Source organism: uncultured Faecalibacterium sp. (assembly GCF_900066275.1).
GTDB lineage: Bacteria > Bacillota > Clostridia > Oscillospirales > Ruminococcaceae > Faecalibacterium > Faecalibacterium taiwanense.
This window is the reverse complement of the sequence record NZ_FMFG01000026.1, coordinates 14,451-33,408: the sequence shown is the minus strand read 5'-3', so window position 1 is coordinate 33,408 and position 18,958 is coordinate 14,451. Positions and strand designations below refer to the sequence as shown.

15 protein-coding genes are annotated in these 18,958 nt (G+C 57.6%); 13 read left to right on the top strand and 2 right to left on the bottom strand.

Translation table 11 applies throughout. The features are described from left to right. Positions 1-280 (bottom strand): RING finger protein (locus tag QZL71_RS09300; protein ID WP_294648566.1); only part of this gene is annotated, 280 nt, incomplete at its 3' end. A 216-nt stretch (positions 281-496) separates the two neighbouring features. Between QZL71_RS09300 and prfB the strand changes: the two genes are divergently transcribed. Further along, positions 497-1,618, top strand: a complete 1,122-nt coding sequence (prfB, locus tag QZL71_RS09295; protein ID WP_097775423.1) for a peptide chain release factor 2 — start codon at positions 497-499, stop codon at positions 1,616-1,618. Between the two features lie 64 nt (positions 1,619-1,682). Here the strand turns inward: prfB and QZL71_RS09290 are convergent, their stop codons facing one another. Beyond that, positions 1,683-2,231, bottom strand: a complete 549-nt coding sequence (locus QZL71_RS09290; protein WP_005938962.1) for a DUF1836 domain-containing protein — start codon at positions 2,229-2,231, stop codon at positions 1,683-1,685. 268 nt (positions 2,232-2,499) lie between these two features. Between QZL71_RS09290 and QZL71_RS09285 the strand changes: the two genes are divergently transcribed. The 12 genes from QZL71_RS09285 to QZL71_RS09230 form a co-directional block, all read left to right on the top strand. Beyond that, the gene (locus QZL71_RS09285; protein ID WP_294648565.1) at positions 2,500-3,342 is read left to right on the top strand and encodes a DegV family protein; all 843 of its coding nucleotides are present in this window, start codon (positions 2,500-2,502) and stop codon (positions 3,340-3,342) included. Between the two features lie 135 nt (positions 3,343-3,477). Beyond that, entirely contained in the window at positions 3,478-5,019 is a 1,542-nt protein-coding gene (gene cls, locus QZL71_RS09280; RefSeq protein ID WP_294648564.1) for a cardiolipin synthase, read from the top strand. 345 nt (positions 5,020-5,364) lie between these two features. Beyond that, positions 5,365-6,399, top strand: a complete 1,035-nt coding sequence (locus QZL71_RS09275) for a hypothetical protein (RefSeq protein WP_294648563.1) — start codon at positions 5,365-5,367, stop codon at positions 6,397-6,399. Between the two features lie 232 nt (positions 6,400-6,631). Further along, a complete protein-coding gene (locus tag QZL71_RS09270; RefSeq protein ID WP_223389809.1) occupies positions 6,632-7,471 on the top strand; it encodes a transporter substrate-binding domain-containing protein in 840 nt (279 codons plus the stop codon). A gap of 170 nt (positions 7,472-7,641) precedes the next feature. Continuing rightward, positions 7,642-8,286 carry an amino acid ABC transporter permease gene (locus tag QZL71_RS09265; protein ID WP_005938622.1) on the top strand — a complete coding sequence of 215 codons (645 nt, stop codon included), beginning with the start codon at positions 7,642-7,644 and terminating at the stop codon, positions 8,284-8,286. 21 nt (positions 8,287-8,307) lie between these two features. Continuing rightward, on the top strand, positions 8,308-9,090 hold the full coding sequence (locus QZL71_RS09260) for an amino acid ABC transporter ATP-binding protein (RefSeq protein WP_005938624.1): 783 nt from the start codon (positions 8,308-8,310) through the stop codon (positions 9,088-9,090). Between the two features lie 192 nt (positions 9,091-9,282). Then, entirely contained in the window at positions 9,283-10,656 is a 1,374-nt protein-coding gene (locus QZL71_RS09255; RefSeq protein ID WP_294648562.1) for an MATE family efflux transporter, read from the top strand. 598 nt (positions 10,657-11,254) lie between these two features. Further along, positions 11,255-13,477 carry an SF1B family DNA helicase RecD2 gene (locus QZL71_RS09250; RefSeq protein ID WP_294648561.1) on the top strand — a complete coding sequence of 741 codons (2,223 nt, stop codon included), beginning with the start codon at positions 11,255-11,257 and terminating at the stop codon, positions 13,475-13,477. 402 nt (positions 13,478-13,879) lie between these two features. Next, positions 13,880-14,905 (top strand): rod shape-determining protein, encoded by a 1,026-nt coding sequence (locus tag QZL71_RS09245; RefSeq protein WP_097775429.1) that lies wholly within the window; start codon positions 13,880-13,882, stop codon positions 14,903-14,905. A 163-nt stretch (positions 14,906-15,068) separates the two neighbouring features. Continuing rightward, entirely contained in the window at positions 15,069-15,428 is a 360-nt protein-coding gene (locus tag QZL71_RS09240; RefSeq protein ID WP_005941465.1) for an OadG family transporter subunit, read from the top strand. 15 nt (positions 15,429-15,443) lie between these two features. Next, positions 15,444-16,652, top strand: a complete 1,209-nt coding sequence (locus QZL71_RS09235) for a sodium ion-translocating decarboxylase subunit beta (RefSeq protein WP_294648560.1) — start codon at positions 15,444-15,446, stop codon at positions 16,650-16,652. A gap of 403 nt (positions 16,653-17,055) precedes the next feature. Then, on the top strand, positions 17,056-18,958 hold a 1,903-nt coding region (locus QZL71_RS09230), incomplete at its 3' end, for an ATP-dependent helicase (RefSeq protein ID WP_294648559.1).

The window sequence follows — 18,958 nt, the reverse complement described above, 5'->3', positions numbered from 1 at the left end:
ACTGGCTCTCCGGCGGAAGAACGGCACCGCAGCAGCGGCAGCGCTCTTCGGTGCGCAGGGTGCGCTCACCGCAGCTGGGGCAGGTGCGCAGAGCATCGTCTTTGTACGGGAACGTCCATTCATAGCCCGCGCCATGGGCGGGGGTGTGGATGCAGCGGCCAAGCTTTTCGTAGCACTCGCGGTGATAGGGTGCGCCGCAGTCCGGGCAGACCACGATATCATCGGTCAGCGCCAGCGGTCTGCCGCAGCCTTCACAGGGACAGCCATAATATTTCGGCATGATTTCCTCCTGTTGTATGGTTCATACTGGTATTATACTCCCCTGAAAGAGAAAAGAAAAGGTGAAAATCTTCAAAATTCCAGCAGGATAATCCATTTACCCCTTTACTTTAGCACAGATTCTCGGTATACTAATGAAGTATCTGTGTATAAACTGTGTCTTTTGGCAAGTACAAAGGACTTTATCTTATTTATCATTTCGAGAGGGATTTAGAGAATGATCACGATTGACGAACTGAAGGTGCAGCTTGCCGATTATGGCAAGGCGGTCAAGGACTTGGAAGAAGCCCTTGCCATTGATGCCTCCCGCAAGCGCGTGCAGGAGCTGGAGCACACCATGAGCCGCCCCGGCTTTTATGATGATGCAGATCTGAGCAAGAAGGTCTTTGACGAAGTGGGCGACCTGAAGGGCAAGCTGAGCCGCTTTGAAAAGCTGCAGGGCCTGTACGATGATGCCGAGACCATGCTGGAAATGCTGGATGAAGAATACGATCCCGCCATGATCCCCGAAGCAGAGGAGTCTGTGAACGCTGTGGGCAAGGCAGTGGATGAGCTGCAGCTGATGACCATGCTGAACGGTGAGTACGACCACAGCAACGCCATCCTGACCTTCCATGCCGGTACCGGCGGCACCGAGGCACAGGACTGGGCCGAAATGCTGTACCGCATGTACAACAAGTGGGCTTCCAACCACGGCATGACCGTGGAGGTGCTGGATTATCAGGACGGTGATGAAGCCGGCATGAAGAGCGCCTCCATGATGGTGAAGGGTGCCAACGCCTACGGCCTGCTCAAGAGCGAGAACGGTGTGCACCGTCTGGTGCGCGTGTCGCCCTTTGATGCCAACGCCCGCCGCCAGACCAGCTTTGCTTCGCTGGAAGTGATGCCCGAGCTGGATAACACCATTCAGGTGGATATCCGCCCCGAGGACATTGAGATGCAGGTGTACCGTTCCTCCGGTGCAGGCGGCCAGCACATCAACAAGACCTCTTCCGCTGTGCGTCTGATCCACAAGCCCACCGGCGTCGTGGTCAGCTGCCAGACCCAGCGCAGCCAGTTCCAGAACCGTGACTACGCCATGGAAATGCTGAAGGCAAAGCTGTATCAGATCGCAAAGCAGCAGCACATGGATAAGATCGACGACATCAAGGGCGTGCAGAACGAGATCGCATGGGGCCACCAGATCCGCAGCTATGTGTTCATGCCCTACACCATGGTCAAGGATCACCGCACCAACTACGAGACCGGCAATGTGGATGCCGTGATGGACGGCGATCTGGACGGTTTCATCTTCGCATACCTCAAGGCTGCAAGCCGCGGGGAGCTGCAGGATACCTGATCTTGAACGTATAAAATGCAAAGGCCGTGCTTCCTTTTGTGGAGGCACGGCCTTTTTTGTGTTCTTACGCCAGATCGGGCAGAATGGTATCCCAGAGATTTTCCTCCTGCCGCAGGGCGTTGAAGCAGCAGTCCAAGTACATTTTGTTTGCCGCTGCAAGGATCGTGCTGCGCAGAAGCAGCTTTTCATCTGCGGCATCCACGGCAAGGTCGCGGATCTCCCTGGTGCAGCCGAATACAAACGGCAGGCAGTTTTCCATCTCGTCGCAGAAGTAGTCGTAAGCTGCCCCGGCGGAACAGTGCGCCCGCTGCATTTTAAACAGGGCATCGATGTTTTCCATTGAGAGCACCGTTTTGGAGACTGCAATGTACATCAGGGATGCGATCTGATCGCGGGCGTACTTCTTGCGCACCGGGTGGGACAAAATGCCCTTTTTAACGTAGTTGCTGACCATGGAAGAGGTGAGCTCCACGCCGCAGAAGGTGCGGAAATAGCTGTTGACGTACTGCACGGTCTGGTCAAGATAAAGCCCCATCTGCGGGAGATCGGCGTACCGGGGCAGGGCAAACCCGGCGGCGCAGGCCGCAACGCGGCATTTGGTTTCAGTTTTCATATCGTAAGCAGTTTTCTAAGGTTGGTGCAGCAGGGCTGCGCGGGATACAGAAAATGGTTTTCTGGCGGTATTATAGCGCAAATCGGTTCTCTGGTCAACGGATTTTTAAAACTTTTGAAAGAATGCATAAAATCCCTTGACAGGTTTTTGAAAAACTGCTATGATGTCTGCAGTGAACCGAAAAAACCATGCAGGCGGAAGTGCGTGTAAGGCACGGAAAATAAAAAAATGACCTGCTATCACAAAATAGATTTGGAGCGTGCATTTTATGAAAACCAAGATCGTTGTGGATTCTTCGTCCAGCCTGTATGCCCTGCCGGGCGTGGATTTTGCCTGTGTGCCGTTGAAGATCATCACGGATGAACAGGAATATCTGGATGACGGTACTCTGGATGCTGTGGGCATGGCCCGGTCTCTGCGTACTTACAAGGGCAAGACCAGCACCTCCTGCCCCAATGTGGCAGACTGGCTGGCTGCTTATGAGGGTGCGGAGCAGATCTTTGTTGCCACCATCACGGGCACACTGTCCGGCAGCTACAATGCTGCACTGCTGGCAGCGGAAGAATACAAGGAAACGCACCCGGAGGCCCGTGTTTTTGTTCTGGACAGCCTGTCCGCCGGGCCGGAGCTGCGTCTGCTGGCAGAGCGTCTGCGGGATCTCGTCCGGATCGGGATGGAGTTTGACGAGATCTGCGAGGCGATCCTGGCTTACCACAAGCACACACATCTGCTGTTTTCGTTGGAATCGCTGGCCAATCTGGCCCGCAATGGCCGTGTGAAGCCTGCTGTTGCCGCTGTGGCACGGATGCTGGGCATCCGGGTCATTGGTCAGGCCAGTGAGAGCGGCGAGCTGGAAGTGCTGTGCAAGACCCGCGGCGAGCACGGTGCACTGGAGCGCATCGTGCTGGAATTGAAGGATCACGGCTTTACCGATGGCAAAGTGCACATTGCCCACTGTGATAACCCGGAAGCGGCCAAGCGCCTGAAGCTGATGATCCACGCGGTGTTTGCAGGGGCGCAGGTGGATGTGGCCGAGTGCGGCGGCCTGTGCAGCTACTACGCTGAGCAGGGCGGCCTGATGGTGGGCTATGAGGACGGAAAAACAGAGTAAAAGAGTTTTTGATATTGCAAGCAAGCCGGGCCTGCGGGTCTGGCTTGCTTTTTTTTGAACAGCGCAAAACTTGAAAAAGTTGTAAAACCGCGCTATACTTACACATAATTATAAATGGGAAAGGAGGGCAGGCCCATGCTTTTTCGTTCACCGTTCGTGCGCTTTTTCAGCCGCATTCTGAACCGCATCACCATCACGGTTGTGTTGGTGGCATTGCAGCTGCTGTGGCTGTGCTGGGTGGCGTTTGCCATCACCACCGGCACGGGCCGCGTGTGGGTGAACGGCCTGCTCAACGCACTGAGCCTGCTCATCGTCCTGTACCTTGTGCGCAAGGATGAGAACAGCGCCTACAAGGTGGGCTGGATCGCGCTGATCGGCATTCTGCCGCTGCTGGGCGGTGCGCTGTATCTGGCTTTTGGCAACAAACGCCCGGCCAAGCGTCTGCGCCTGAAAATGCAGGCGGTGGAGGATGCCCACAAAAAAGACCTTGTACAGGAGCCGGGTGTGCTGGAAGGTCTGGATGCCCGCGAGCAGGGGCAGAGCCGATATGTGGCAAAGTACGGCCCCTATCCGGCGTGGCAGAACACTCGCACGCAGTATTTTGCCTGCGGCGAAGCCATGTATCCGCAGCTGCTGGCCGATCTGGAAAAGGCTGAAAAGAGCATCTTTCTGGAATTTTTCATCGTGAGCCACGGCTGCATGTGGAACGGCATTGAAAAGATCCTGCGCCGCAAGGCTGCGCAGGGCGTGGATGTGCGCCTGATCTACGATGATTTTGGCAGTCTGCTGGGTCTGCCCGCCGATTTCATCGTGCGCATGGAGCGGGCGCACATCCGCTGCATCCCGTTCAACCCGGTAGTGCCGCTGCTCTCGCTGGTGATGAACCACCGCGACCACCGCAAGATCGTAGTCATTGACGGTACGGTGGCCTACACCGGCGGCGTGAATCTGGCGGATGAGTATATCAATGCGGAGCAGCGCTTTGGCTACTGGAAGGATGCAGCCCTGCGTGTGGAAGGCGATGCCGCGTGGAACTTTACGGTGATGTTCCTCAACTTCTGGAACGCCTTCCGCCCCAGCGAGACGGATTATGATGCATTTCGTCCCATGCCGCTGGTGACGCCGGTATCGGACGGCATCGTGCAGCCCTACGCGGACAGCCCGCTGGACGAGGAACCGATGGCCGAGACGGTGTACCTGAACATCCTTGCGCAGGCACAGCGGTATGTTTATATCTACACGCCCTATCTTGCCGTGGGTGAGGAAATGCTGGACGCACTGAAAAACGCGGCCAAGCGCGGGGTGGACATCCGGCTGGTGCTGCCGGGCATCCCGGACAAAAAGCTGGTGTTCCGGCTGAGCCGGTCGTACTATCTGCCGCTTTTGAGGGCAGGTGTACGCATTTACGAATATACGCCCGGCTTTCTGCATGCCAAGTGCTGGGTAAGCGACGATGTAACTGCCGTAGTGGGCAGCATCAACATGGACTACCGCAGCCTGTTCCTACACTTTGAGTGCGGTGTACTGCTGCAAAAGAACAGTCAGGTGGCAGTTCTGCGGGACGATGTACGGGCCACGCTGCCGCAGTGCCGCGAGATACAGGTGACGGAATGCCGCACCAGCCTGCCCGGCACGGTGCTGGACAGTGTGCTGCGGCTGCTGAGCCCCTTGATGTAAAGAAACTCCCTCAGTCACCTCCGGTGACAGCTCCCTCGGAGAGGGAGCCTCTGGCGAAGAAGAAAAGCTTTCTGCACTGCCAAAGCCTCCCTCCGGGAGACAGACTTCCCCCGGCCGGGACAGATTCTCCCCGCGCCGGGGAGAAATGTCACCACAGGTGACAAAGAGAGGAACAGATGTCACGTAAGTGACAAAAAGGGGAACAGGTGGATGCAAGGGGAACAGGTGGATGCGAACGAAGTGAGCAGACGGAAGGAGTTCCGTTTTATAAAACGTTCCTTTTCCGGGTAAACTAGCCCAAAAGCCCCTTTACGATGGGGGCAGGAAAGGGAGCGTTTTATTATAATGAAAAAGATACCTCGCATGATCCTGGGCTGCACGCTGGCGGCAGCTCTGTCCCTGACCGCCTGCAGTCGAAGCGATTCCGGTTCCTCCGGCAGCATGAGCACGAACATGGGCGGCAGTTCATCGCAGACGGGGCAGGCAGGCCAGAACGCTGCATACCGCACCGGCCTTGGCATCCTGACCGAAGCGTCTGATCAGGAACGCGCGGGCAAGATCGATACCATCGCAGCTGCCGTTCTGCTGGATGCCGAGGGCAGGGTGGCAGATGTGATGCTGGACGAGGTGGAGATCTCGGTCACGGGGGACAGCACTGGCAAGGTGACGATGCCCACCGACGATCGCACCAAGCGCCAGAAGGGCGACGATTACCCGCTGGCGGCGGTGTCCTCGCTGAAAAAGGGCTGGGCAGAGCAGGCGGATGCCTTTGGCAATTATCTTACCGGCAAAACCCCGGATGAGGTGAAGAAGCTTGCCACCGACGATGACGGCAAGCCGAAGGATGCTGACCTGCTCTCCACCTGCACCATTGCGGTGGACGGCTATCGGGATGCTGTGGTGCGCGCCTGCGAGAATGCAAAGGCAGTCGGCTCGGCCCGCGGCGACCGCGCTGTGCTGGGCGTGTCAGTGCGCAATGACACCAAGGAACTGACCGCCGACGATGACCACGATGTGACCGCGCAGGTGGACATCACAGTGGCAGCCCTGACGCTGGATGCTGACGGCCGTGTGACCGGTGCAGTGGCGGATGTGGCAGAGCCTGCCCTTACCGTGGGCGCGGATGGTACGGTGTCGGCACCGGAGATGGTCAAAACCAAGGTGGAACTGGGCGACAGCTACGGGATGCGCGGGGCATCCAGTCTGGACAAGGAATGGTACGAGCACAGCGAGGGCTGGTGCGATTACCTGAAGGGCAAGACCCGTACTGAGATCGCAGGCATCCCGGACGATGGTTCGGATGCCGACCTTGCGGCACTGTGCACCATCTCGGTGACGGAGCTGCAGAAGGCTGCGCTGGCGGCGTTTGCGGAAGAGTAAAGCGGAGAAAAGAGGAAAGGCGCAAAGCTTTTCCTCTTTTCTTTGTGCAACTAGACCAAAGAACTGGCGCAGAAAAGCCTTGAAAAAAGACGAACTGCACTAACTTTTGCATTTCCTCTTGCCAAATGGCTGCAAACGCGCTATTCTATAGTCACAGTTTAACACTTTAGCATGATAAAATGCTAAACCGAGAGGGAACACATTTGGGAAACAAAAAGGGGAGGAACCTTTTATGAAACGTCTTGTCTCTGCTTTTCTGGCTGGTGCCATGGCACTGAGCCTTGCCGCCTGCGGCGGTGCCGCATCCACTTCCACCGTGGCATCTTCTGCCTCTGCATCCGGGAGCGCAGCCGCCTCCGAGACCGCAGCCAGCGATCTGGACTACATCAAGGAAAAGGGCAAGATGGTCATTGGCTACACCGTCTATGAGCCGATGAACTACACCGATGCCGACGGCAACTTTACCGGTTTTGATACCGAGCTGGCAACTGCCGTGTGCGAAAAGCTGGGGGTCGAGCCGGAGTTCGTGGAGATCAACTGGGATACCAAGGTGGTGGAGCTGGATGCCAAGAGCATCGACTGCATCTGGAACGGTATGACCCTGACCGATGACATCATGGCCAACGCCGCAACCACCAAGGCCTACGCCAAGAACGCACAGGTCGTGGTCGTGAAGGACGGCACCGACTACAGCTCCACTGCGGATCTGGTGGGCAAGACCGTGGTTGCCGAGGCTGGCTCTGCCGGTGAAGCCGCCATTGAGGGCGACGAGAACCTTGCACAGGCCGATTACGTCTCCAAGAGCGTGCAGACCGACTGCCTGATGGAAGTTGCCGCAGGCACTGCTGATGCCGCTGTGCTGGATCTGACTCTGGCCAACGCCATGATCGGTGAGGGCACCGACTATGCAAGCCTGAAGATCGTGGACGAGCTGAACGCTGAAGAGTACGGCGTGGCCTTCCGCAAGGGCAGCGATACCGCCGCAGCTGTGGATGCCGCCTTTGATGAGCTGAAGGCTGACGGCACCATGCAGGCTCTGGCCGACAAGTACGATCTGGCTCTGGCCGACTGAGTTCTATAAGAATGTAATTACTCCTTCCGTCATCGCTGCGCGATGCCACCTCCCTCGGTGAGAGAGGCTTTTTGTTGCCGATATGCGTGAGGCTCCCTCATTGAGGGAGCTGTCACCGAAGGTGACGGGAGAAGTTCAAAAAACGGATTGATGGGTGTGTTCTTGTGTCTGTGATTCTGAGTCGCCTTTCCGGCGCGTTTCTGCTCAACTGTGAGCTGTTCGCTCTGACCCTGCTGTTTGCGCTGCCGCTGGGTCTGGTGGTGGCTTTCGGCTCCATGAGCCGGTGCAAGCCGCTTTCCGGCGCGGTAAAGACCTTCGTGTGGGTCATCCGCGGCACGCCGCTGATGCTGCAGATCATCGTGATCTACCTTGGCCCCGGCCTGCTGGGCATGAATAACCCTTGGCCCTCCGGCTCCGGCGGACGCATGGTGGCGGCGGTGGTGGCTTTTGCCATCAATTACGCCTGCTACTTCTCCGAGATCTACCGCGGCGGCATCGAAGCCGTTCCCAAGGGCCAGACCGAGGCCGGTCAGGTGCTGGGCATGACCAAGACCCAGATCTTTTTCAAGGTGACGCTGCTGCAGGTGGTCAAGCGCATTCTGGCCCCCATGGGCAATGAGGTGATCACCCTCGTCAAGGATACCTCGCTGGCAAACACCATTGCCAACAAGGAGATCATCATGATGGCCAAGGAGTACAGCGCAAAGGGCTTGATCTGGCCGCTGTTCTCCACTGCCATCTTCTTCCTGGTGTTCGTGGGTGCACTCACCCTGCTGTTTGGCTGGGCCGAAAAGAAACTGGATTATTTCCGCTGATGAAAGGGAGGAAATTAGATCATGGCACTGCTTGAAGCCTCCGGCATCGGCAAAAACTTTGGCGATACCAAAGTACTCAAGGATATCTCACTCACGCTGGAACAGGGCGAAGCGCTGGCGATCATCGGCTCGTCCGGCTCCGGTAAGACCACCCTGCTGCGCTGCCTGAACTTTCTGGAACGGCCGGACACCGGCATCATCAAGGTGAACGGCGAGACCATGTGGGATGCTGCCGACCCCGCCACCCAGCGCGAGAGCGAGATCCGCAAAAAGCGGCTGCACTTTGGCCTGGTATTCCAGAACTTCAACCTCTTCCCGCAGTACACCGCCCTGCAGAACGTAATGCTGGCGGGTGAACTGCTGGCGAAGGAGCGCCCGGACTACAAGGCCAACAAAAAGGCCATCCATGCCGAGCTGGAACAGCAGGCACAGGAACTTCTGGCCCAGATGGGCCTTTCTGCCCGGGCAGGCCACTACCCGCACCAGCTTTCCGGCGGTCAGCAGCAGCGCGTGGCCATTGCCCGCGCACTGGCTCTGCACCCGGACATTCTCTGCTTCGACGAGCCGACCTCGGCCCTCGACCCGGAGCTGACCGGCGAGGTGCTGCGCGTCCTGCGCGACCTTGCCGACCGCAAGACCACCATGATCATCGTCACCCACGAGATGCACTTTGCCCGTGACGTGGCCGACCGCATCATGTTCATGGATGGCGGCGTGGTGGTGGAGGAAGGCCCTGCCAAGCAGCTCATTGAGCACCCGCAGGAGGAGCGCACCAAACAGTTCCTTGCGCATTACTCGGAATAAGCAAAATCACCAATTCTTGCGGCAAAAATTCGTAAATGTTGATGCAATGCAAATCTTGTAAATCCTGCGTCACTCCACTATAATATCATTCATGAATGTACACGACGTCCTGCCCCTTTCCGGCAGGGCGTTTTTCACGGCAAAAATCACGACATCAAGCCGGTTCCCAGTGTGGCAGGAGGATTTTATACTATGACAAAGGATATGACCCAAGGCAGTCCGCTCAAGCTGATCCTTGCGTTTGCGGTGCCGCTGATGCTGGGCAGCCTGTTCCAGCAGTTCTACAATCTGGCCGATACCATCATCGTGGGCCGCTTTGTAGGCGTGGAAGCGCTGGCCGCTGTGGGCAGCGTGGGCGGTTTGAACTATCTGGTGCTGGGCTTTGTGAACGGCATCGCCTGCGGTTTTTCCATCCCCATCTCGTGGACTTTCGGCGCAAAGGACTACAGGGAGATGCGCCGCTACACCGCCAATACCGTGTGGCTGTCCATCTTCTTTGCGGTGGTGCTGACCATTGTCACTGTGGCGCTGACCCGCTCGGTGCTGGTGTGGACGAACACCCCGGAAAACATCATCGACCTTGCGGATATCTATATCCGCACCATTTTTGCAGGCATCCCCTTCACTCTGCTTTATAATGTGACCAGCGCCCTGATGCGTGCACTGGGCGACAGCAAGCGCCCGCTGTATTTCCTGCTGGTGGCAAGCTTTTTGAACATCGGGCTGGATCTGGTGTGCATCATCATGTTCCATATGGGGGCATTCGGTGCGGCATTTGCCACTGTGGTCAGTCAGGCTGTGGCGGGTCTGGGCAGTCTTTTGTACATCCTGCGCCACTACCCGGAGCTGCGCTGGAGCAGGGAAGAGGGCTGTTTCAGCCTGACCCACTGCGCAAAGCTGTGCAGTATGGGCATTCCCATGGGCCTGCAGTGCAGCATCACTGCCATTGGCAGCGTGGTGCTGCAGGGCGCGGTGAACGGTCTGGGCAGCGACATCGTGGCCGCGCAGACCGCCGGCGGCAAGGCGGCGCAGTTCCTGTGCGTGCCGCTGGAGAGTATCGGCACAGCGATGACCACCTATGCCAGCCAGAATATGGGCGCAAAGGACCTGAACCGTGTGGACCGGGGTGTGTACACCGCCCTCGGCATCGGCTGCGTGTACAGTGTGGCTTCCTTCCTCATCCTGCGCGTGACGGATAAGCTGCTCATCGGCCTGTTCCTGGATGCCAGCGAGACCGCCATCATGGCCAATGCCCAGAGCTTCATCTTCTGGAACAGCGTATTCTACATCCCGCTGGCGGTGCTCATTATCTACCGCTACACCATTCAGGGTCTGGGCTTCTCCGGCCTTGCCATGTTTGCCGGTGTGGCCGAGATGATCGCCCGCGCCATGGTGGGCTTCTGGTTCGTGCCGCTGTGGGGCTACTTTGCGGCCTGCATCGCAAGCCCGGTGGCATGGTTCTTTGCCTGCTTCTTCCTCATTCCGGCCTACTTTGTGGTGCGCAAACGCCTGCAGAAGGAAAAGGACATCGAGAAGGAACACGATGCCCGCACCGCAAACGCTTAAAGAATGTTCGCAAGCTCTCCTGCAAAGGGGAGCTTTTTTGCTGTTCGGGCTGTAGAGTAGGCCGCGTGCTGGGAGCTTTCTCCGCGAACAGCGACGGGTTGCGGCACCCAGCAGCCGCGTCGCATTCGCTTGCGTCTCGCTGGCCGCGGCCCCAACGGCAACTCCCTGTTTCCGCCATTGGCGGCGGTCGTTGCAGTTGCAGAACCCACGGTTCCGCCCCTGTGCTTACGCACGGGGCCCCACTTCCCGGACATTCGCTGGAGAAACTCCCAGCCCTTGGTTTCAGGGAACTTTATCAGGTGCTACTGTAGGAGCGTTATCTGAGCAAGTTTAAACTTTTAAACGATACAACGATTAAAAAGTAACTTCGGCAAGCTGCGTAAGTTCCAAAGGCTGCATAAGTTTGAACTTGCGCACGAAGTAGAACTTGCGCAACCTGATAAACAATCAAAATAGAACGTATGTATGCTTATAATTTTAAACTTGCGCACTTGATCCTCCACGGTAGGGCTGCACTGCAGTCTGCCCGGATGATTTACAAATCCCGCCAAAAGCGTTATACTACTTATGATTGTGTAATTTGGCAGGAGGTGAGCGCATGGCAGAGCAGCAGCTGGAACAGATCGAGGGCACCGTGGAGGACATCATCTACGAGAACACCGACAACGGCTATATGGTGTTCGAGGTGTCCGGCGGCGGTGTGGTCACGGTGGTGTGCGGCATTGTGGGTGAACTGCACGCGGGCGAAAGCGTGGTCTGCCGCGGCCGCTACGAGAACCACGCCACCTATGGCCGCCAGTTCCACGCACAGGAGTGCGAGACCGACATGCCAAAGGATCTGGAAGCGGTGTACGCCTTCCTTGCCAGCCGGTCACTGCCGTACATCGGGGCCAAGACGGCGGATAAGATCATCGACCTGTTCGGTGCCGAGGCGCTGGAGGTGATCGCCAACGACCCGGCCCGGCTCACGCAGGTGCCCGGCATCTCGGCGGACAAGGCCGACCGCATCCAGCAGGAGTTCAAGCGGATGTTTGGGATGCGGGAGCTGATCGCCTATCTGGCGCAGTTCGAGATCAGCCCGCGCCGCGCGATGGAGGTGTTCCGTACCTTCGGCCTCGGGGCCATGCAGGCCATTGCGGCAAATCCCTATCTGCTCTGCGGCGAACCGCTGCAGCTGGATTTCCGCCACGCGGACAGCATTGCCCAGTATTACCACATGGAAGGCGACTGCGCCCAGCGGCTGGAAGCGGCCCTGCTGCGCACCCTGCGCCACAACGCGGGCAACGGCCACACCTGCCTGCCGCGCACCCAGCTGCTGGAAACGGCATCCAATTTTATCCATCAGCCGCCGGAAAAGCTGGCTGCTGCGCTGGACGAGTGCATCCGCACCGAAGAACTGCGGGTGAAGCTGTTTGACGGCACACCGTATATTTATCTGCCCGACCTGCTGGAAGCCGAGGAGGACATTGCTGCCCGGCTTGCCATGCTGACAAAACGGGGCAAGAATACCGCCCACGGGCTGGATAAAAACATTCAAATTCTGGAACTGACGCAGGGCTTTGCCTATGCGCCCCTGCAGAAGGAAGCCATCCGCAAAGCCATGACCGAGAACTGCCTTGTGCTCACCGGCGGCCCCGGCACCGGCAAGACCACCACCGTCAACGCCATTCTGCAGCTGCTGGAAGATCAGGCGGAACGGGTGGCCCTGTGTGCGCCCACCGGCCGCGCGGCTAAACGGCTGAGTGAGCTGACCGGCCGCAAGGCCAGCACCATCCACCGTCTTTTGGAAGTGGACTACACCGGCGGCGTGGTCAGCTTTATCCACAACGACAAGAACCTGCTCAAGTGCGATGTGGTCATTCTGGACGAAATGAGTATGGTGGATGTGAAGCTGTTTCAGGCCCTGATCGCAGCGCTGCGCTACAGCTGCCGCATTATCATGGTAGGTGATGCCGACCAGCTGCCCAGCGTCGGCCCCGGCAATATTCTGGGCGAGATCATCCGCTCCGGGCTGGTGCCCACCGTGTGCCTGAACGAGATCTTCCGGCAGGCAAAGCGCAGCCTGATCGTGGAGAACGCCCACCACATCATCTCAGGTGAACCGCTGCAGAAGGGCGGTAAGACCGACGACTTCTTCTTTTTGGAATCGGACGGCGATGCGGCCCAGCGGTTGGTGTGTGATCTGGTCACCACCCGCCTGCCGCGCAGCTACGGCTTCGATCCGATCCGGGACATTCAGGTACTGTGCCCCACCAAGCTTGGCCCTACCGGCACACAGGCACTGAATGTGGAACTGCAGAACCTGCTGAATCCGGAACAGACGGGCAAGCCCCAGCTGCAAAGCGCCGCCCGGGTGTTCCGCGTGGGCGATAAGGTGATGCAGGTGCGCAATAATTACGAGATCATCTGGAACCGCATTGGCGGGGAGCAGGGCGTGGGTGCCTACAATGGCGACATCGGCATTGTGGAGAGCATCAACACGCGGGATCGCTCCATGGTGGTGCGCATGGATGATAAGCGGCTGGTCTACCCGGCAGAGAACCTGGGCGAGCTGGAGATCGCCTATGCCATCACGGTACACAAAAGTCAGGGCAGCGAGTTCCCGGCGGTGATCCTGCCGGTGGCGCAGGTGCCGCCGCGGCTGTGCTACCGCAACCTGTTCTACACCGGCGTTACCCGTGCACGGAAGCTGTGCATCGTGGCGGGCCGCAGGGACGTTGTGAACCGCATGATGGGCAACATCCGCCAGAACCTGCGCTACAGCGGCCTTGCCTATCTTTTGCAGGCAGAGCTGCCGCCGGAACAGATGGAAGCAGAATAGGGCAGGCCAGCAGATAGCTTTCTCCGCGAACAGCCCGGAACCCACGGTTCCGCCCCAATACTTCGTATCGGGGCCCCACTTCCCGGTCATTCGCTGGAGAAACTATCTGCCGTCCTGATGGCATCGGCACCGTTCGCTCCGGAAAGATGCGCGAAGCCATGTCTAAAGTGCAGGCTGCAATTGGAATCGACAGCAAAGCCCGACGGGAAGTGCGAGGGCTTCTCACGCTGGTGGTCTGGCGAGCGCAGGCGGGACGGAGTGAACGGTGACAATGCTGCATTGCGCCAAAACCGGTATACTTTTTACGGCAACTATGCTATACTGTAGACTGGTATGATTTCCGGCCTGCATCAACAGGCCGTTGTTTCGATAGAGGAACCAAAGAAAGGAAAAAGAGAACTTATGGCACAGAACGATATCGGTATCGATCTTGGTACCACTACCATTATCATTGCGCAGGAGGGCAAGGGCGTTGTGCTCAACCAGCCCAGCGTTGTGGCAATGGATACCCGCAAGAAGACCGTGCTGGAAGCAGGCGATAAGGCCCTTGCTATGGTGGGCCGCACCCCGAACTATATTTCTGCCATCTTCCCGCTGAAGGACGGTGTGATCAGTGACCATACTATGACCCGTGAGCTGATCTGCCGTTTTGTCAAGCAGGTGTACAGCTCCCATATGGTCAAGCCCCGCGTGGCCGTCTGTGTGCCCGCCGCCATTACCGGCATTGAAAGCGATGCCGTGGTGGAGGCTGTGGTGGCCGCTGGTGCCCGTCAGGTGTACCTGATCGACGAACCCATTGCCGCTGCCCTTGGCTCCGGCATCGACATCACCCAGCCGGAGGGCCGCATGATCATTGATATCGGCGGCGGCACCACCGATATTGCAGTGCTTTCTCTGGGCGGCAAGGTCAAGGCCACCAGCGTGCGCGTGGCCGGCAACCACTACGACGAAGAGATCCTCAAGTTCGTGCGCAACAAGTACAGCGTTGCCATTGGCCAGCGCACCGCCGAAGAGTTGAAAAAGAACGTGGCCTGCTGCCCCCAGAAGACTGATTTCCACGAGACCATGGAGATCAAGGGCCGCAGCCTGCTCACCGGCCTGCCGGTGCGTGTGAATGTTTCCACGGACGACCTGTACGAACCGGTCATGATGCTCAGCGAGCAGATCGGCACCGCGGCCCATCAGGTACTGGAAAAGACCCCTCCGGAACTGGCAGGCGATATCTTCCGCAATGGTGTCATGCTGACCGGCGGCGGTGCACAGCTGCACGGCCTTACCGAATACCTGAGCGAAGAGCTGAAGGTGGAGGTGACGGTTTCGCCCGATCCCGTCAACTGTGTGGCACTGGGCACTGCCATGAGCCTTGGCCTGAATGACAAGCTGGAAACCGGCTTTTTGGATGCAACGCCCCGCATTGGCCGCAGATGACCAAAGCTGCACCATTTATCCATGAATCTGAACAAAAGCGCCAAAAAGAAAAAATATCTATTTTTGTTGAAATAAATTGGAAAATAAGGTATAATGTACCCAAATTGATTTTCTGCTGACGATCTTGTATCGGACGCAGTATACAAGAAACAGGAGGAAAACCATGGATTTAGGTTTTGACGTGGTCGTTACCATTACCGGCATCGTACTGGTGTTCTTGATCCTTATCCTGCTGATGGCGATTATCACGCTGGAAGGCAAGATCTTCGATTCGATGAACGCAAAGAAGAAGGCTGCCAAGGAAGCCGCCAAGGCTCCCGCTGCACAGCCCGCTGCACCCGTGCAGCAGGCCGCAGCTGCTCCCGCTCCTCAGGTGGAAGAGGGCATTCCCGGTGATGTGATCGCCGCCATTATGGCAGCAATCCATGCAATGGGCAACGGCAAGTACACCCTCAAGGCTGTGCGCCGCAGCAAGAACGGCTGGGGCAATGCGGGTGTAAACGACACCACCGCACCGTTTTAACAGAGGAGGAAGAGCATGACACAGTTTATTGATACTCTGGTCGGTATTTTCCAAAGCTCCGGCTTTGCGAAGTTTGGCGAGCCGGGCGGCTACCTGTACGCAGTTATGATCTGCGTGGGCTGCTTTTTGCTGTACCTGGCCATCGTCAAAGAGTTTGAGCCGCTGATCCTGCTGCCCATGGCATTCGGCATGATCCTGGCAAACCTGCCCGGCAGCGGCGTTATCCACATGCAATATTTCGTCGGTGACGGTCTGGAACACCCCATGTGGGTGGAGATCCTGAACAACGGTGGTCTGGCCGATATGCTCTACATGGGCGTTAAGCTGGGCATCTACCCGCCGCTGATCTTCCTGGGCATCGGCACCATGACCGACTTTGCACCCCTGATCTCCAACCCCAAGAGCCTGCTGCTGGGCGCTGCCGCTCAGTTCGGCATCTTCGGTACTTACATGGGCGCTCGTCTGCTGACCGCTACCGGTCTGGTGGACTTCACCCAGAAGCAGTCCGCTGCTATCTCCATCATCGGCGGTGCAGACGGTCCTACCGCTATCTTCGTTACCTCCCGTCTGGCACCTGAGCTGCTTGGCTCCATCGCCGTTGCAGCATACAGCTACATGGCTCTGGTGCCCGTGATCCAGCCGCCCATCATGAAGGCACTGACCACCAAGAAGGAACGTACCGTCGTGATGAAGCAGCTGCGCACCGTCTCCAAGACCGAGAGGGTCATCTTCCCGATCATGGTCACCATCATTGTCTCTCTGATCGTGCCCGATGCCGCTGTTCTGGTCGGCATGCTGATGCTGGGCAACCTGATGAAGGAGTGCGGCGTTGTGGATCGCATCCAGAAGACTGCCGGCAATGAGCTGATGAACATTATCACCATCTTCCTGGCACTGTCCGTTGGCTGCACCACCTCTGCAAACACCTTCCTGAACACCCGCACCCTGTTCATCATCGTGCTGGGCTTGATCGCATTCTCCTTCGGCACTGCTGCCGGTGTGCTGTGCGGCAAGGTGATGTACAAACTGACCGGTGGTCAGGTGAACCCGCTGATCGGTTCCGCAGGCGTTTCCGCTGTGCCTATGGCCGCTCGCGTTTCCCAGAAGGTTGGCCAGAGCGAGAATCCCTCCAACTTCCTGCTGATGCACGCAATGGGCCCCAACGTGGCCGGTGTTATCGGCTCTGCCGTTGCTGCTGGTATCCTGATCAACATTTTCAGCTAAGCGCTTTCTGAAAAGCATTTTTTCCGCCCGTCGGTTCGCAAGAGCTGCCGGGCGGTTTTTGTTTTACGATTTGAAATGCCCGCCGCGTTTGCTTTGGGCATAAAATAAGGAAATTATATTATTTATTTCGTGTTTGTCGCAGCCTGCGGGCTGCTCCAAACACATTTTCACAAAAAGGCCGTAACGAAAAACGGCTGCTGTTTTATCAGATGCAATTTTTCTCTACGACCTCTTTCGTGAAAAAGTAACTCCGAAAAGCCCGCAGGCTTTTCGGAGTTACAAATTATAAAAATATTTTTTCCGCTGAAAATAGCCAGAGCGAACGCGGCGGCTATTCTCAATCGTTTTGAAATGTGGTATACTGTATTTTGATAGTATAAACATAAAAGGAACAGGGGAAACCATGGCAACAGATCTCACACAGGAATTCTGCGCTCTGCGCGATACCTATATCGAAAAACAGTTTGGCCGCCTGAACGATATGCAGCGGCAGGCAGTGTTCACCACCGATGGCCCGCTGCTCATCCTTGCTGGTGCAGGCAGCGGCAAGACCACCGTGCTGGTAAACCGCATTGCAAACCTCATCCGGTTCGGCTCGGCCCACGGCTCCAAACAGACACCGCGCCCGGCCACGGAGGACGATATCAAGGCTCTGCGCAACGCCATCATGACCGGCACTGCCGCCCCCAGCTGGCTGGACGGGATGCTGCGCCAGAACGCTGTGCGCAGCTGGAACGTGATGGCCATCACCTTTACCAACAAGGCAGCAGGGGAGCTGAAGGAGCGTCTGCGCCGGATGCTGGGCGGCGAGGAGGGCGACGAAGTGTTCGCTTCCACCTTCCACTCGGCCTGTGTGCGCATCCTGCGCCGCTGGGCGGAGGAGATCGGCTACCCGCGCAGTTTTACCATCTACGATACCGATGATTCCCAGCGTGTGATGAAGGCTGTCTACAAAGACCTGAATGTGGACGATAAGTTCCTGCCCATCAAGGCTGCGATCAACCAGATGAGCCGATGGAAGGATCAGCTTGTCAGCCCGGAACAGGCCCTTGCCAGCCCCGCAAAAGATACCAAAGGCGCGCTGACGGCCCGCATCTACGCGGCCTACGAAAAGCGCCTGAAGGAAGCCGGAGCATTCGACTTTGACGACCTGATCTACCAGACTGTGCAGCTGCTGGCCGAGCACAAGGATGTGCGGGATTTCTACCAGAACAAATACCGCTATCTGCTGGTGGACGAGTATCAGGACACCAGTGTGGCGCAGTTCCGTCTGGTGAGCCTCCTCACCGGCCCGGAAAAGAACATCTGCGTGGTGGGCGATGATGACCAGAGCATCTACCGCTTCCGCGGCGCTACCATTGAGAACATCCTTAATTTCGAGCGCATTTACCCAGGCACCAAGACCATCCGTCTGGAACAAAACTACCGCTCTACGTCCAATATCCTGAACGCGGCGAACTGTGTCATTCAGCACAACACCGAGCGCAAGGGCAAGACCCTGTGGACCAGCAATGGCGAGGGCGATAAGGTGCAGGTGTACACCGCCGAGAACGAGCAGGACGAGGCCAGCCACATCGCGGATGTCATCGGCCAGCACCTGAAAGAGGGAGGACATCTGGCCGACCACGCCATCCTCTACCGCATGAACGCCCAATCGGCCCCCATCGAAAGCTACTTTACCCGTGCAGGCATCCCCCACAAGATCGTGGGCGGCCAGCGCTTCAACGACCGCAAAGAGGTCAAGGATATCCATTCCTACATGTCCATCGTGGCGAACCCCCGCGATGATGTGCGCCTGCGCCGCATCATCAACGAGCCTGCCCGCAAGATCGGTGCCACCACCGTGGAGGTCATTGCCGATCTGGCCGCGCAGGAGGGCGTGAGCATGCTGGACATCATCGGCCATGCCGACCAATATGCAAAGCTCAGCCGCGCCGTAATGCCGCTGCTCAAGTTCTGGCAGATCTATCAGCGTCTGCAGGATTCTTTGGAGACCCGCACGCTGGACGAGTTTGCAGCCGATGTGATCGAGCTGACCGGCTATAAGGCCATGCTGGAAGCCGATGCAGCCAAGGGCCACGAGGATGCGGCTGACCGCCTGCAGAACCTTGGTCAGCTGGTGAATAACGTCAAGAACTACTGCGACCAGCACGGTGAGGAAGCCACGCTGGAAGGCTATCTGGAAGATATCGCCCTCATCAGCGATATCGACAGCTATAACGAGAGCGCCGATCAGGTGGTGCTCATGACCATCCACTCCGCCAAGGGTCTGGAATTTCCGTATGTGTTCCTGATTGGCATGGAGG